The sequence below is a fragment of the Paenibacillus sp. FSL M7-0896 genome (assembly GCF_037975415.1).
Taxonomy (GTDB): domain Bacteria; phylum Bacillota; class Bacilli; order Paenibacillales; family Paenibacillaceae; genus Paenibacillus_AQ; species Paenibacillus_AQ silagei.
This window is the reverse complement of sequence record NZ_CP150250.1, coordinates 3,815,556-3,831,334: the sequence shown is the minus strand read 5'-3', so window position 1 is coordinate 3,831,334 and position 15,779 is coordinate 3,815,556. Positions and strand designations below refer to the sequence as shown.

Below are 15,779 nucleotides of genomic sequence, written 5' to 3'. Positions count from 1 at the left end.
ACTTAAGCATATCGCGTGTAACTAAATCGGGGCACGGCAAGTCTCAGCATTTCTAGTGACGACCGGCCAGCAAGCCGATAAGTCAAATGACTAACCAACTAAACCTTTATTATTAAGTTTCAACATATGAAAAATTCATAACAGAAACAACCACAACCAAACCACAACCAAATAACAACCACCAAACAACACCAACAATAATTAATAAAAATGAATTGTTAGAAGATCAAGGTATATTGGGATATTGGGACAGTAGGACCTCGGGATCACTCAAAAACTCAACAGCTGGAATTAATGAAGTCAGAACTGGAGCAGAAATTGAAGAATGGAGCTCTGGCAACAGACAATTATCCAACAATAGTAGTTAAATTCCAAAAATTCAACATATGAAAAATTCACAATAGTAAGTTCAAAACACTAACCAGCAGCCAACAAGCAGAATCATCCAATCGCACGACAGCATCCAACGCCGTAACCGCAAAACCCGGTCATAAAGGTAACAAACAAAACCCTCCAGTTCTTTAATAGGGGACAGTCCCTAACAGAAACGGGAGGGTTCTTAGGGTTCGTAAGGAAATAACAAAATCTAACCTATGTGTTAACGTTCTACTACAATGTTTACTGGGCTGTTAAAATCAGCGGTCCATCTGCAGTAATTGCAATGGTGTGCTCATACTGTGCGGACAGCTTGCCGTCAGCCGTTCTTGCGGTCCATTCATCATCGTCAACGGTGATCTGGTACGTGCCTTCGTTAATCATGGGCTCAATCGTAAATACCATGCCTTCTTTGAGACGAATGCCTTTGCCTGCGGTGCCGATGTGCACGTAGCTCGGCTCCTCATGCAGGCTTCGTCCGATGCCATGCGCCAGCAGATCGCGCACGACCGAATAACCGTGTGCTTCGGCATGCTGTTGTATGGCCGATGTGATGTCGCCCAGCCGTCCTCCCGGAACAGCCCGGGCGATCCCCAGATCCAGGCACTCCTTCGTTACCTGCATTAATCTCTGTGCCTCCGGCCCGATCTCACCGACAGCGTAGCTCACGCACGAATCTCCGAACCAACCCCCGTATTGCGCCACAATGTCCAGCTTCAGCAAGTCGCCTTCCTTCACGACCCGTCTGCTGGATGGAATCCCATGGGCAACCACATCGTTAATGGATATGCAGGTCTCGGCGGGGAATCCGTTGTAGCCTTTGGTAAACTGCTTGCCGCCGAGCTTGGTGATATGTTTGGCTACCAAATCATTAATTTCAAGCGTAGTGATTCCAGGTACAATGTGTTTGGAGACTTCACGGTAGCAATCGGCAACAATTTGGCTGGCTTGCTTCATCTCTTCAATTTCTCTGGGGGATTTAAGAATAATCATGCTGTGTGTATCCGCTCCTTCATCCTTTAATAGTTTCAATCTTTTATAGTTTCAGAACTCTGACGATCTCCGTTGCATCTTCATTAAGCTGCCCTCGGCGGAGGGAAAATGCAGCACAGCCAACCAGGGCGGCTAACAGCATCTCTGTATGTTGTAATCCACACGGCGCATCGACTACTGTCCCTCCAGGAGAAAGTGATTCCTCCGTAAGTCCAGTGCCAAGCATCATGGACAGCGGGGTCAGCACCTCCCGCCGGAACTCGGCAGTGAGCGGGGAAGAACGGGCTTCAGGCAGGGAAGGAAATCCCTCACCAGCCTGCTTACACAGCAGATAGATAGCGTGATCCTCCGCCCATAGCTGCAATAGCAGCACCCCGGCGGCAGAACCCTCCAGCGGAATCTTTAGCGGTAGCCCGGGCTCTGCCATAGGCGGGGACTTCAGCCATTCCCCGGCCCGGTCGAGCGCATCCCATAACAAGTCGTGAAGCAAATCACCCTTATTACTGTAATAATGATAGACCGTACCATAACCGAGACCGGCCTCCGCAGCCACATCCCGGATTTCTAATAAAGGCCCTTTATTCAAAAATACGTCCGCTGCTGCTTTTCTGATCTGCACCAGCCGCCGCAGCCGGATCTCTTCGTTCTGTTCCTTCGTGCGGGGAGTCATCTAATCCGTTCACCTCATTTATTTTAGACCTGCTGTCATGTCAATATAAAACATCGGCAGGCAATTGGCAAGGGAAAATCGTTGAACCAACCATCTGGACGACACAAAAAAATCGGATAGAACATCATCCGGTTTCTTCTCCAAATATAAGAATGTATATGTTTCACGCTATAAATTATCCTTCTATTTCTCGCCGAAACGGTACCGTCCTTAAAAGGACGGCAAAGCCGTTTCCACTTATCAAGCCCAGTGCTCCGGATGCCTTAAGGATTCCGGCAGCTTGGTGGACGGGCTGCCTTGCGCAGCTTGCAGCTGCGCCTGAGTCAGGAAGAGACTGCCCCGCAGATCGGCTCCGCGCAGATTCGTATCGCGGAAGTCCGCGCCAATCAGATCGGCGAACCGCAGGTCAGCGCCGCTAAGATCCGCAGCGATCAGATACGCGCCCCGTAAGCTGAGGCAGCGGAGGTCGGCCCCGCGCAGCTTGGCTCCAATCAGATCGGCCCCGCGCCCATAGTTCTTCTGGCGCTTCGGGGCCGGAGAGAGCTGCTTGCGGGCAGCGGTGCGCGCAAGCTCGCTGGCACGCAGCAGCAGCTCGTTGACTTCAGCACGGTGCAGGGGCACTTCGAGCTGAAGCAGCTTGTCCGGGCTGAGCAGGGTGAGGGCCTGCGTCTGCTCCAGCATTTTGATAAGCGAATCATGCAGGGTCTCGGCCCCGTGTAGCGTGAGTGCCTCGTGCAGATACCATAGCAGCTCATGCAGCTGGCGCATTACGGGAAGAACCTCGAACATCTGTCCCGCAGTCTCTGGAGCCTGACGCCAGTCGCGTCCGCCATAGGTCAGATTGGAGATTTTCTGCCCGGCCCCGAAGCAGTCATACACGGTGCAGCCCCGGAAGCCGCGTTCCCGTAGCTCAGTATGAATGCCGCAGAGGAAGTCTTCCCGCAGATTGGGACAGGGCTGTCCGGCAGGCTTGTCTATAGCGAAGTCTGAGGAAGCAGAGAAATGAAGCGCAGCGCAGCATAGCCCGAAGCAGTTCAGGCAATCCGATTGCAGCTCCGGCAGTCCGGAATTCGTAGTATGGGATTCAGGAAATGAATGATTGTCTAACAAACGTATTCCTCCAAAAAATAAATGAGATTAACATAGCGGTCATACAGCTTACTGCGGCGGTTCATTGTCCAGACGGCGTTCAATCGCCTCAGACATCGTTTTATCTGTGAGATGAGCATAGATCTCGGTAGTCTCCGTAGAAGCATGGCCCAGTTGTTCTTTCGTCCGGTAAATATCGTTCTGCAGGTAATAATCGGTGGCAAAAGAGTGCCGCAGCTTATGCACCGTCAGATAAGGCTTGCCGAACCGTTTGGCGTATTTGATGATCATCTCCTGGATCGCCCGTTTGGTCATCCGTTTGCCTTCTTTGCTGCCGTTGGGCAGGGCAATGAAGAGCGCTTTTTCCCGTTTCGGCGTCTTGTACCTGCTCTGGCGGAGGCTTAGATACAAGCTGAGATCATCCTTCGACTGTTCCCGGAAATAGACCGGGGTCTTGAAGGTCTCGTCGTTATGACCCTTGCGGAAGACATAAATCAGCTTATTGTTGACATCCAGATCATCCACGTTGAGGTTAACCACCTCGGAGACACGCAGGCCGGAATTCAGAATCAGACTGGCAATACAGGCATCCCGTTCACGGTTAAGCTGCCAAGAATAATAAGCCTGCTTATTGGCTTCCACAGCTGTGCCATATCCTTCATAGATGTAGCCAACGAACTCCAGCAGCTCCTCGTCCTCCAGAATTTTACCTTTGAGCTTGGCGGCGGTATCCTTCGGTTTGTGAATGCGCTTGATCTCAACCTTGGCCATAATGTTACGCTTCAGCAGCGGGTAGAAGTTCTCATCCTCGGCAATCTGGCTTAAGTAATGGAACAGCGAGCGCAGCGCAGACAGCTTACGGGATACGGTCACCCGCGAATTGGCATTCTCAGCCCGGGTGGTCAAGTGCAGACGGTAGCCGACAATGCTGTCCATATGCAGGGTCTCCAGCTCAAGCAGTGTGATGTCAGCATTGCTGGCCGCTACAGAGAGACCTTCACCCCGCAGCCAGCCGAAAAAGGATTCATAGTCCCGGATATACTCCAGCAGCGTGGAGGGGGACAGATCCGGCCGTTTATAGTCGATAAACTGCTGGACAAACCAGGGCATTTGCGGCAGCCGCTGATCCAGGTTTGCCCGGTCGGTCGCTTTTTGAATACTGATGAGCTTCACCTTCTTTATAGTTTCCCCAAGGGGGAGGGCTGTCCTTCTATCTTACCATGTTTCTGGCAAACCTTGCTCCTGATGAGACAAAGTTATATGATGGGTAGTAAACAAAAACGGTTGAGGTGAACCTGAATGGAACTTGGAATCGAGCTGGTTCCTAAAGAGCAGAAGCAGATTATCAGCAGATTAATGCAGTTCTACTTGTATGACTTTACCCGCTATCTGGAGCTGCAGGTCGACCGTGAAGGATTGTTCCCGTCCTATCCGGGACTGGAGGCTTACTGGAGCAGCGGAAAAAATAAATTTGCCTACCTGCTCACCGTAGACGGCAATGTCGCAGGCTTTGCCCTGATCGACCGTCTGCTGCGCGACCCGGAGGGCGAGTTCTATATGACGGAGTTTTTTGTAATGCAGCGCTACCGGCGCAGCGGCGTAGGAACCTGGGCAGCACACCGGCTGTTCGATATGTTCCCCGGCAACTGGAAGGTGTCACAGATTCGTGCCAACACTCCAGCGAGGGATTTCTGGCACCGGGTTATCGGAGCTTACACCGGCGGTGATTTCCAGGAGCGGTTCAACTCCCGCCAAGGCAATCCGAGTCAATACTTCAGCACATTAAATACGAATAGGGTTAAGAAATAAATTTACCTATTCCTGGCAGGCTTCAGCGCAACTTTGGATCGTATCCAGCGTCTGGTAACTGAGGTGATTAGATTGTCCAAGCGAATGAGCTTATGGGGAGCGGGCTGTATAGCAGTTGCAATAGCAATCAGCACAGGCTGCAGCAATGCTGCGGATCAGGGGTCTTCGGGTGCAGAGCACACCGATCTGGCGTCAGCAACGCCCGCAGCTGCTACTGCAATAACTGCTCCTGCAACCGTGGTTCCGGCTCCGTCTGCAACAGCCGCGCCTGCTGTTAAATCCGTGTCGCTGATTCCCGAAGTACGGGAGTATACAGGAAGCGGCAGTGGCTACGAGCTGGATGGCGTCAATGTCCAAGCAGATTATTCCGCAGACCAGACCTTACCGCTCGGGGTATTTCTGCCGGAGACGATGATCCGTTTTGAACAGGATGGCAGAACGGCATGGGGGACAGCGGACAAGCATAATTATATTACGTTAATTAAGCTAAGCTCTGCGAAGGATACAGCTGGAGGGAAGTTTGAGCCGGGCACGGACCGGAGGCTGCTGAAGTTCAAGGAATATGAAGGGAGCAGGATGGAGGAGGACCGGAGGGTTGAGGCATTTATTTTCACAGCCTATAACGATTCTTACCGGGCCGAAATCCATATTCAGGATGAGCAACGCGATAAGCTGCTTCCACTCTTCACATCCATGCTGAGTGGTATGGAATACCTGGAGAAGCAACCTCCGATTAAGCCGGGAGTGTTCTTCAAAGCCCCTGATGTAGGTACAAGTCCAGGCAACAAGCAAGCGCTCCGGGAGACACTGGACTGTATTGCAGCCTGGGCCGCCGGAGACAAAGAGAAGTTCGCAGCAACTATGCAATCACCGCAGCTTAATGAAGCTCTGCAGTACCTGCTGGATAAGAAGAATGTCTACCGCTTCAATAAACTGACCGTAGTCGGAATTCCTATCGAGGGAACTAAGCGGGCAGGCTTCTATGTGGAGTTTACCCAGATGACCTCTGAGGGCTATATTACTGAGGGCACTTACGAGATTTCATTGCTGCCGAATAAGCAGGGGGAGTGGAAGATCGCTAATATTGATTAGGCAGAGCATCTGCCGAAGCTCGAAAGCTTGAGACACCTGCGGGGTTTCAGGCTTTTTTGCTGTAATGTATTAATAATCACAACCTTCCCAGGTTCCGGCGTCTATAATCTAAGTTGAACGATGTTCAAAAACATTACAGTGTTCAACGAAGCGGAACAGCAACACCCTGACAGAAGGAGTCTAACAATCATGGGCAAAGCAGAGAGACAAGAGCAGGAGCGCGAAGCGATGCGTAATCTGATTCTGACTACGGCTGGCGAGCTGCTGGCGGAGAAGGGGATCAGGCAGCTGTCGATTCGCAAAATCGCTGAACGGATGGAGTATTCGGCCGGCATTATTTATCACTATTTTCAGGGAAAAGAGGACATTGTGGAGCAGCTTCTTCAGCGGGGCTACCGGGAGCTAATGGGCGGACTAATTGCCGGATCGGAAGCTTCACCGGATGAAACATCTCCAGAAGAGCGCTTAAGACGAACGCTGAGACAGTTCATAAAAATCACAACCGCAGAAGGCTCACAGTACCGGAGTATGATGCTGAATGATTCTCCGTCCGTGCTTAGCCACACCGGGGTGTTGCATCAGGGGGCTGCCCTGGAACGCAGTGGGATCGCGGGTCTCTGTGATACGCTCCGTCAATTCAGCGGGATGGCCTCCTGTGAGGAGAGGGAGCTTGAGCTCACTGCCCAAATCATCTGGAGCGCAGCATTCGGGCTGATTATGAGGCTGATGGTGGAGGAGAATCTGCCTGAGGCGCAGAAGGAGGCTCTGATTACCCGGCACATAGAAGCCATGGTGCATATTGCACAAGGATAGGAGGATTAGAATGAGCCATAGACGAACGATTACCTTTTTAACGTGGATGGTGATAGCGCTTGGTGTTGTTGCGTCAGGCATCGGGCTATTTTCAGGGGAAGGAGCTGAGGAGAATGAGGGGAGCCATCCCATCTTCACCACCATCCGGGGAGAACAGATTGAATTGTACGGAAGCGGAATCTACAAGAATGATTCTTTGTCCGCAGCAGCACAGGCGATCGCTCAGGATGGCGTTACTTTAGTGGTGGGCATTCCTTTGCTGCTCGTATCCCTGCTGCTGAGTCTCAGAGGAACGATCCGGGGTCGGCTGCTGCTTGCCGGAGCGCTCGGATACTTCACCTATACCTATGCTTCATACAGTTTTCTGGCCATGTATAATGATCTGTTTCTGGTCTACGTCTTGCTGTTCTCGGGCAGCTTATTTGCATTTATTTTGGTCTTTCGCTCGGTGGAGCGGGAGGGGGTGTTGATGAAGACGAAGCTTCCGTGTAAAAGCATTGGCTTCATCCTGCTGCTGATCGCCTTCCTGATTATTATGCTATGGCTGGGCCGGATTGCCGGCGGCTGGCGGAATGGAACCGCACCTGCTCTGCTTGAGCATTACACCACGTTGGTGATTCAGGCACTGGATTTAGCTGTATTGCTTCCGCTCATGGTTCTAACAGGCGCATTGCTCGTCCGCAGACAGTCTTACGGTTACCTTCTGGCTCCTGTTGTTCTGGTAAAAGCCGCAACCCTGCTGACCTCCATCTCCTCCATGATGATTGGGATGCTGAGGGCAGGAGTTCATGTCTCGATGGTAGAGTTGATCCTGTTCCCAATCTTCAATCTGGCAGTCATCTGGTGTCTCATTCTTGTACTGCGCAACGCGCAGGAACCCGCACCACCTGCAAGCCCATTACCTATAGAATAGAGGCGGACTTAAGTGAGCAACCGGATCTTGATCGTGTATGCAAGCAAATACGGATGTACGGAAAAAGCCGCTTTACTGCTGCAAGCCAGGCTGAACGCGGCCGAAGTGGTGAATCTGAGAACTGGCAAGTTGCCGGTTCTAACTGGCTATGACACAGTAATTCTAGGCGGCTCCATCTACTATGGCAGAATCCGGAAGGAGATGACTGCATTCACAGCAACGCACAAGCAAGAGCTTTTAACCAAACGGCTGGGATTGTTCATCTGTGCAGGAATGACAGGGGAGAAGGGGGAGGAGGAACTGAAGCAGGCTTACCCTGAGATTATCTACAACAAGGCGCTTGCCAGGGAGATTATGGGCGATGAGATCTACCCGGACCGGATATCTGCGCTCGATAAGTGGATTATACGTATGGTAAAAGGCAAGGAGCACAAGACCGGAGGCGGGCTGTCCATGGATAAGCTGGAGCGTTTCGCGCATACGATGTCGGCAGGCGAGTAGGGTAGGGGACGAGGGATAGTTGTAATGAGCAGGGACTGCAAAGTAACATAAAAATAATTATGTTAACTTCCGCCATATCCCCTCACCGATTAATCGCCAAACGTCTAGCATCTAACGTCGCATGATGATTTAACATAAATCTACCCCCTATAATTATAATATTTCATTATATGAAAAATTCATAATAGTAAAACAAAATTACCTGCTCTCCTAATTACTACGCTCAAATCCGGCACATTACAGTAACTTAGCAACTAACAAAAGGAAAAAGTGAGGCCAACCCCCTGCCAAAACAGGTTCTCGCTGTCAACCCGGGCGAGATTTCGCACCAGAATCCTGAAAATACATGGAAAAATGTATCTTGTATCAACGCTTTCCGATAGATTTCCTTAAGCAATTGGAAAAACAGCATCTACTGGAGGAAATTATGCTTATTTGCGGGCAAACAGCCTGAAGAAGTGCCATTTTTCCAATTGTTACCCCATCCTGGGCTGTATAATCACAAAGCTACTGTGCCCGCTGTAAGCTGATCCGTCAGCTTAGAGGCCATATCCACGGACTTCAGTGCAGATTGCAATGACAGTTGGGAGAGGGTCCCGTTCTGCAAAGAGAGCAGGGCATGCCGCAGGCTTTTCTCATAAGGATTGTTCGGGATTACCGGGATAACCGTCTTGCCCTCAGAAGTATAGCTGGTCAGGCTGGCTTCAACCTCTCCGTTCGCAGCATTGGTCTCATGGAATACCAGCTTGCCGCGCTCAAAATACGCTTCGTAACCCACCGTGAACGGGTACGCTTCCGGCATCTGTGAAGAGACGGTTAACTGCGCACTAACACCGGCCTTAGCGAAAGAAGCATGAACCAGCGCCTGACCGTCCACACCTCCAGAGGTCCCCCAGACGGAAGTGGGTACAGGGGTGTCCAGCAGCCACGCGATAGCATCCAGGTCATGAATCATCAGATTGGCAGCGATGGCAGACAGGCCCAGATCTCCCCACACCGGAGCGGTCTCCCTGCGGAAGCTGACATGCAGCAGTTGGCCGTAGGCGGATTCACGGGCGGACTGTTCCAGGTATTCATAGGCATAATCGAATTTGATGAATTGATTGACGAGGATTCTGCGGCCATACCGCTGTTCGGCATCCAGCAGTTCCCGTCCTTCTTCAGGCTCCAGAACAACCGGCGTCTCGCAAAAGACATGTTTTCCCCGTCTCAGTGCCTCTACCGCATAGATCTTATGTAGCGCAGAAGGCAAACAGAGATCGATGACATCCACTTCGGGATCAGACAATATGTCCTCGATGGACGTTGTAACCTCTACCCCCAGCTCATCCCTCAGCTTCAGCAGCTTGGCTTCATTTCTCCCGAAGACCACGATCCGGTTCACGAACTCCATTTGCTTCAGAAGAGAGGCGTGATACGCCCCGAATCCAGTTCCCAATATACCAATATTCATTTGCAGCAGCTCCTTGATTTTGATACATTCATCTTAACGCAGTATTGTTGACAACAGAGTGGCAAGAATAAATGACGAATAAGAAGGTTTGGGGGAGACGCATGCGGCTACACCGTTTGATTGCTATACTTTTACTGCTTGAATCCCGGGGCCGGATGAAGGCGAACGAGCTGTCCATCGCCCTCGAAACGTCCGTCCGCTCCATTTACAGAGATATCGATGTGTTGGCGGAGTCTGGAATCCCGCTGGTCACCACCACCGGGCCGAACGGCGGGATTTCGCTCATGGAAGGCTATACGGTGAGTCTGCGGAGACTGCATGGGGAAGAGGTGGTCCAGCTATTTTTGACCGGGATGGGAATGCCGGCGGGCGGTTCAGGAGAGACCAGTCTGCTGCTCAAAAATGCGCTCCTGAAGCTGGAAGCAAGCTTGCCTGCTCCGTATCAAGAGGATATCCGTACCGCGCAGCGCCGGTTTCTGTTCGATGATACGCCGTGGTGGAGCGGTCAGGCAGCGGTGCCGTATCTTGAGATTCTGCGCACTGCGGTGTGGCGGGGACGGAAGATTGCGGCAGAGTACCTTAAGGTGAATGGGGAGAGCTCGCAGCGGAAGCTGCAGCCTTATGGACTCATCGTGAAGCAGGGGGAATGGTATCTTGCCGCCTACTGCGAGAGCGCCGGGGATCTGCGGACATTCAAGTGCGAACGGTTCACAGCCGTTACTTTATTGGAGGAGACCTATGCCATCCCTGAGCATTTCTCCCTCCAAGCATACTGGAGTCAAGCAGAGCAAGCCTTCGTTCAGACCAGCAGAGCGCGGGAGTTCTATCCGGTGGTCATCCGTACCCGTGTTAAGAATGAACAGATGTTGCAGGGGCTGGAGGTTATGAATACCGGATCTGATGGAGATGCCTGGCTGTTTACTGTGAATATGTATGATTATAGCTCGGCCTGTGCGAGGGTGCTGCCGCTATTGGTTCATGCTGAAATTGTGGGGCCGCCAGAGCTGAGAGAGTATATCAGCAATCAAGTACGAATGTGGGATAAAATGTATAATTGAAACAAGGCGACATAATCAATATTATGTTAACTTATTCTACACTCGAAGAGTGAAAATAATAAACCCCAGACCTTGCTTTTCAGCAGGTTTGGGGTTTATTGACTTTGTTGAACCGTACCTTTTCCAAACATAAGAGGATAGAATTCAAATACGGAACATTATACGATAAACTGTATAGAGGTTTGGATGTCAGATAACTTGACAAAAGGAGGACATGAGATGCTGCGGAGGCTGATCCTACGGTTGAGAAGAAGTAAAATGCGTACCAGACTGCTGCTCTTGTTCACCATGCTTACGCTGCTGCCGTTAAGTGTGCAGGGGATGGTGACGTACCGTCATTTCTCCTCCACCTTGAACGAGAAAACAAAGCAATATACGGTGGATGTCGCCGGACAGGCCAACGCCAATCTGGACAGGCTGCTTAAGGATCTGGAGCGGTTGTCGCTGATGCCTCTGTATGACGAGCAGGTGTTATCTATTCTGGCTAAATACGATGGTCCTATGGGCTCAGGCACATGGGCGCTGTCTGATGATTATCAGAAAATGAAGCTATATACCTCCGCACAGGCGTACGATCGTCCTGAAATCGGGGGTATCCATCTGCTGAGCAACAGCGGAACCCTGTTCTCCAACGTGGAGCCGTTGGCAGTCAACACCTCATGGGATGGCAGGCATGACGAATGGTTCAGCGCCTTGGAACGGTCGGACGGCGAGTGGATCCTTCTTCCTCCGCATCATCCCTCTTATTATGCCGGAACCGACCCCTCATCCTATATTTCGGTAGCCAGGGTGATCAAGGAACCCAGAACGCTGAAGCGTCTGGGCTACATACTCATTGACGCTAAGCAGTCAGCCTTCGGCTCCGTCTTCTCGAAGCTGAAGATTGAACAATCCACGAACCTGATGATCATTGACGGAGACCAGCGCTTGCTGTATGAGCAAAAGCCGGATAACGGGCAGTCGGCCTACGGCGAGCTTATGGGCTCCGGGCGGATTAAGGAGCTGCATGGCGGGGAGCGGGAGAGGCTGGGAGGCACAGATTATTTGTTTGTCAGCCATAAGTCCCCGTATTCGGGCTTATCCGTCATCGGTCTCACTCCCATTGGAGTCATGCTGAAGGAATCACGTGCGATGATGATTTTTACGTTATGGCTTGCCCTCTTTTGCCTGGTGACGGTGCTGTTGCTCGCTTATGCGGTATCGTACCGGATCACCCTCCCTCTGGTGGAGCTCAAGAGCAATATGTCCAGGGTGGAGCGGGGGGATTTCAACATGCGGGTCAGTCCGCTGGGGGGAGATGAATTCGGGCAGCTCGGGCGCGGATTTAATAAGATGATGGAGGAAATCAACCGCCTGTTTCATGAGGTACTCGTGATTGGACTCCGGGAAAAGGAGGCTGAGCTGTCTGCCCTGCAGAGCCAGATCAACCCGCATTTTATCTATAATACGCTGGAATCAATCAATATGATGGCCGTCCAGCGCAGGCATGATGAGGTATCCGATATGGTGTCCGCACTGGGCAAGCTGCTTCGCTATACGATTGACAAGGCCGGCCGGCTCGTATCGCTGGGAGAGGAGATCGCGTTCGTAGACTCCTATGTGCGTATCCAGCAGATTCGTTTCGGCGGGAAGCTGACGGTGCATAACGAGATTGAAGAGGAAGTGCAGCATTTGCGCATACCGAAGCTTACTATTCAGCCGCTGGTGGAGAATGCCATCGATCACGGGATCGCCGGGCGCGAAGAAGGGACGATCTGGGTGTCAGCGCTGCGTTTTGACAACGAGCTATTGATTACGGTCCGCGATGACGGGAACGGACTGGAGGAGGAGGAACTCACGGCGCTGAACCGGGAGATCCAACAATCTCCTTCCATGGATTCGCTCCGGCGCAGCGAGGAGGAGAGTCTGGGGCTGCGCAATATCGGCCAGCGGATCAAGCTGCTGTACGGGGAAGGCGGGAGCCTCACGGTTGACGGAAGTCCGGGACAAGGGCTGGCCGTGACCATTACGATAACGATACCGGAATCAGGGGGAGAAGAGAATGTATAAAGTGCTGCTCGTAGAGGACGAAATCGTGATTAGACAAGGGATGCGCGAGCTGATTAGCCGGTCGGCGCCCTTTTTCGAGGTGACAGCTGAAATGCCGGGCGGACGGGAGGCGCTCCTGTACTTAAAGTCCGAGCTGCCGGATGTGATGATTACCGATATCCGCATGAAGGAAATGGACGGACTGGCGCTGGCCGAAAAGGTGAAGTCGATGTATCCCGGGCTGCTGGTCATTATTGTGAGCGGATACGGCGAATTTGAATATGCCCAAAAAGCCATTGAATACGGTGTCCTCCATTACCTGCTCAAGCCGGTCGAACGCCATGAGCTGGTTAGTGTGATGGAAAAAGCACGGCTGCTGCTCGATAACCGTCATGGCATCACTTCCCTGGAACAGACGACAGGCCCGCTGCGGGTGGAGAGCGGAGGAGATACACGCAAGATCATACGGGATGTTAAGGAATATATCAGACTGCATATTGACGGTGATCTGCGCCTGCAGACGGTAGCTTCCCATGTCAATCTGAACGCTACGTATCTGAGCCAGCTGTTCAAGGGGGAGGCGGGCTGCAATTATTCAGACTATGTAACCGATTCCCGGATGGAACGTGCGAAGTGGCTGCTCAGCCATACCCAGCTCAAAATTTATGATGTCGCCCGCCTATCCGGCCATCAAAGCCCGAAGCATTTCATGCTGGTATTTAAGCAGCAGACGGGGATGACGGGTGGAGAATACCGCAATCAATATAATAGTCAGGAATGAGGTGTTAGTTAATCTAACGTAAAACATAAATATAACGAACCATTCCTGTATTTTGGATGATTTCTACACCGAATACGTCTCCTTTATACTAAAAGAGTCATTAAAACTAACATATCAAAGGGGGATATTCATGAAAAAAGCAGGAGCAATGCTTCTTTCAGCCATGCTGCTGGGTTTAACGGCAGGTTGTGCCAAGCCCGCAGCAAGCGGAAATGCCGAGAGTCCCGGGAAACAGGAAGATGTGGAGTTAAAGTTCTTGATGTGGGGCAATCAAGGGCATATGGATGTGTACAACAAGCTGATCAGCCAATTCGAAGCAGACAATCCGGGTATTAAGGTGACTATGGATTCGGTGCCATTCACGGATTATCAGCAGAAAATATCGGTGCTGGCCGCAGGGAAATCCCTTCCGGATATCGCCTGGGTCTCGGAGCGGATGATCCCGCAGTTCAAGGCTAACGGGATTCTGGCGGATGTCTCCTCCTTCAAAGACGATGCTTCCTTTAACCTGGACGATTATATTCCGAGCACACTAGACTTGTTCCGGGACGGGGATCAATTGCTGGGCCTGCCGTTCTCAACACCGCCGGTGGTCATGTTCTACAACAAGACATTGTTCGACAAGGCGAACCTGACAGACCCGAATACGCTGGCCTCCGAAGGGAAATGGACCTGGAAGACCTTTGAGGAATCGGCCAAAGCAATTGCTGTCAAAGACGCTGGGGGCCGGGTATATGGCGCGAATTTCTTCCGTGACTGGAAGACCTGGGCGATTCTATCTTCGTACGCGTGGTCTTATGGAAGCGGCCCGTTCAATGAGGATCTGACCGCATTCACCTGGAATGATCAGTACGGCGTAGAAACGATGGAGCTGCTGGAGCGGATGATGTATGAGGACGAATCCCACCCGAAAGCAGGCGAGCAGATCAGCTTCGACGCAGGGAATCTGGGCATGTTCTTCGACAACTACAGCTATGTCTCGAAAGCGCGTGACATTAAAGGGTTTGAATGGAGCATTGCTCCGATGCCGTCCGGCTCCGCAGGCAGTGTTCCGATGCTGGGCCAAGCAGGTTATACGCTGTTCAAGGACAGCAAGCATCCGGAGGAAGCCAAAAAGCTGCTCAAGCTGTTCGCCAGCCAGTCAGGCATTGAGGCGACATCCACCTATTTCGTACCTCCGCGCAAATCGGTGCTCAATTCTGATGCGTTCCTGAATCAGCCGAACAACCCGCCAGCTGAGCACATCGTGCAAGCGGTTATCGATGAAATGCCGAAGGCGCGCATCATTCCAGGCCACATCCGCTGGCAGGATATCGACAATGCGGTGCTGCAAGGCTTTGACCGCCTGTTCGGCAGGTCCGCGTCCGCCAAGGACAATATGGCGAAGATGCAGAGCGATGTCGAGGCTATTTTGAAATAAGACTCCGGGCAAGGGGCCGTCAACCGGCGTTCAGCAGAGTGCAGCGTCCGGCTTGACGGACCTCCCGAAATGGGGAGCGAAATACAATGGGTAAATTGCAGCAAAGATTGGAGCAAAGCGGCTTGTCCTTGATCATCAGCCTTCCTGCCAATGATGTAAGACTGGCAAAGGCAGCGCTTGAGGAAGGCGCGGATGCATTGAAGGTTCATTTTAATGTCGGCCACCGGGCCAGCGGTACGCATTTCGGTCCGCTTGACAGCTATGAAGACATTTTTAGCGAGATCCGCTCTTCCTTTGACGGTCCCTTGGGGGTAGTTCCTTCAGGCAGCTTAGAAGGTGTGGCGGAAGAAGAGATTAGGCGGCTTGCTCCGCTCGGGTTCGATTTCTATTCGATCTATGCCCATCATCTGCCGCCCTTTATGCTGGAGGATCACGGCTTGGACCGGACCTTTGCCATTAATGACACCTATGATCTCAGTCAGGTTCAGGCAGGGGCGCAATTCGGGATCACGGCGCTTGAAGCTTCAATTGTGCCTGGCAGCGAATACGGTACGGGACTTAGCTTCGCAGATCTGCTGAAATACCGGTATTTGGCCGACCATTCCGGTCTTCCCGTGCTGGTGCCTTCCCAGCGTAAGCTGCTTACAGGAGATGTACCTTCCTTGCAGCGCGCGGGAGTGAAAGCGATCATGTTAGGTGCGGTGGTGACGGGCAAGACAGAGGAGGAGCTGCGGCGTGCGGTTAGCTCGTTCCGTGGTGCTATAGACAAATTGAGCTAGGGGGC

The 15,779-nt window shown here is 52.0% G+C and carries 15 protein-coding genes; 10 read left to right on the top strand and 5 right to left on the bottom strand.

The window, feature by feature from the left end; all coding sequences use genetic code 11:
- Window positions 1-618: 618 nt before the first annotated feature.
- The 4 genes from map to xerS all read right to left on the bottom strand — a co-directional run bounded on the left by map (window position 619) and on the right by xerS (window position 4,291).
- The gene (gene map / locus MKY12_RS16355; protein WP_339257511.1) at window positions 619-1,368 is read right to left on the bottom strand and encodes a type I methionyl aminopeptidase; all 750 of its coding nucleotides are present in this window, start codon (window positions 1,366-1,368) and stop codon (window positions 619-621) included.
- A gap of 43 nt (window positions 1,369-1,411) precedes the next feature.
- Window positions 1,412-2,038 carry a TetR/AcrR family transcriptional regulator gene (locus MKY12_RS16350; protein WP_339248858.1) on the bottom strand — a complete coding sequence of 209 codons (627 nt, stop codon included), beginning with the start codon at window positions 2,036-2,038 and terminating at the stop codon, window positions 1,412-1,414.
- 240 nt (window positions 2,039-2,278) lie between these two features.
- Window positions 2,279-3,148 carry a pentapeptide repeat-containing protein gene (locus MKY12_RS16345; RefSeq protein WP_339248857.1) on the bottom strand — a complete coding sequence of 290 codons (870 nt, stop codon included), beginning with the start codon at window positions 3,146-3,148 and terminating at the stop codon, window positions 2,279-2,281.
- Window positions 3,149-3,196: 48 nt separating this feature from the next.
- Window positions 3,197-4,291 carry a tyrosine recombinase XerS gene (gene xerS, locus MKY12_RS16340; protein WP_036726635.1) on the bottom strand — a complete coding sequence of 365 codons (1,095 nt, stop codon included), beginning with the start codon at window positions 4,289-4,291 and terminating at the stop codon, window positions 3,197-3,199.
- Window positions 4,292-4,426: 135 nt separating this feature from the next.
- On the opposite strand from xerS, the gene MKY12_RS16335 reads away from it, so the two are divergent.
- The 5 genes from MKY12_RS16335 to MKY12_RS16315 all read left to right on the top strand — a co-directional run bounded on the left by MKY12_RS16335 (window position 4,427) and on the right by MKY12_RS16315 (window position 8,255).
- Window positions 4,427-4,936, top strand: coding sequence for a GNAT family N-acetyltransferase (locus MKY12_RS16335; RefSeq protein WP_339248856.1), 510 nt, complete (start codon window positions 4,427-4,429; stop codon window positions 4,934-4,936).
- Window positions 4,937-5,020: 84 nt separating this feature from the next.
- Entirely contained in the window at window positions 5,021-6,028 is a 1,008-nt protein-coding gene (locus tag MKY12_RS16330; protein ID WP_339248855.1) for a hypothetical protein, read from the top strand.
- A gap of 189 nt (window positions 6,029-6,217) precedes the next feature.
- Window positions 6,218-6,841, top strand: a complete 624-nt coding sequence (locus tag MKY12_RS16325) for a TetR/AcrR family transcriptional regulator (RefSeq protein ID WP_339248854.1) — start codon at window positions 6,218-6,220, stop codon at window positions 6,839-6,841.
- A gap of 10 nt (window positions 6,842-6,851) precedes the next feature.
- The gene (locus MKY12_RS16320) at window positions 6,852-7,754 is read left to right on the top strand and encodes a hypothetical protein (protein WP_339248853.1); all 903 of its coding nucleotides are present in this window, start codon (window positions 6,852-6,854) and stop codon (window positions 7,752-7,754) included.
- A 12-nt stretch (window positions 7,755-7,766) separates the two neighbouring features.
- A complete protein-coding gene (locus MKY12_RS16315; RefSeq protein ID WP_339248852.1) occupies window positions 7,767-8,255 on the top strand; it encodes a flavodoxin domain-containing protein in 489 nt (162 codons plus the stop codon).
- Between the two features lie 499 nt (window positions 8,256-8,754).
- Here the strand turns inward: MKY12_RS16315 and MKY12_RS16310 are convergent, their stop codons facing one another.
- On the bottom strand, window positions 8,755-9,708 hold the full coding sequence (locus MKY12_RS16310; protein ID WP_339248851.1) for a Gfo/Idh/MocA family oxidoreductase: 954 nt from the start codon (window positions 9,706-9,708) through the stop codon (window positions 8,755-8,757).
- A 116-nt stretch (window positions 9,709-9,824) separates the two neighbouring features.
- Between MKY12_RS16310 and MKY12_RS16305 the strand changes: the two genes are divergently transcribed.
- From MKY12_RS16305 to MKY12_RS16285, 5 genes are all read left to right on the top strand, one after another.
- On the top strand, window positions 9,825-10,766 hold the full coding sequence (locus tag MKY12_RS16305; RefSeq protein WP_339248849.1) for a WYL domain-containing protein: 942 nt from the start codon (window positions 9,825-9,827) through the stop codon (window positions 10,764-10,766).
- A gap of 243 nt (window positions 10,767-11,009) precedes the next feature.
- Window positions 11,010-12,815: a sensor histidine kinase gene (locus tag MKY12_RS16300; RefSeq protein WP_339314713.1), complete on the top strand. Its 1,806-nt coding sequence runs from the start codon at window positions 11,010-11,012 to the stop codon at window positions 12,813-12,815.
- On the top strand, window positions 12,808-13,575 hold the full coding sequence (locus MKY12_RS16295) for a response regulator (RefSeq protein WP_339248847.1): 768 nt from the start codon (window positions 12,808-12,810) through the stop codon (window positions 13,573-13,575). The genes MKY12_RS16300 and MKY12_RS16295 overlap by 8 nt, the downstream gene beginning before the upstream one ends.
- A 130-nt stretch (window positions 13,576-13,705) precedes the next feature.
- The gene (locus MKY12_RS16290) at window positions 13,706-14,995 is read left to right on the top strand and encodes a sugar ABC transporter substrate-binding protein (RefSeq protein WP_339248846.1); all 1,290 of its coding nucleotides are present in this window, start codon (window positions 13,706-13,708) and stop codon (window positions 14,993-14,995) included.
- A gap of 86 nt (window positions 14,996-15,081) precedes the next feature.
- On the top strand, window positions 15,082-15,774 hold the full coding sequence (locus MKY12_RS16285; protein WP_339248845.1) for a hypothetical protein: 693 nt from the start codon (window positions 15,082-15,084) through the stop codon (window positions 15,772-15,774).
- Window positions 15,775-15,779 lie beyond the last annotated feature (5 nt).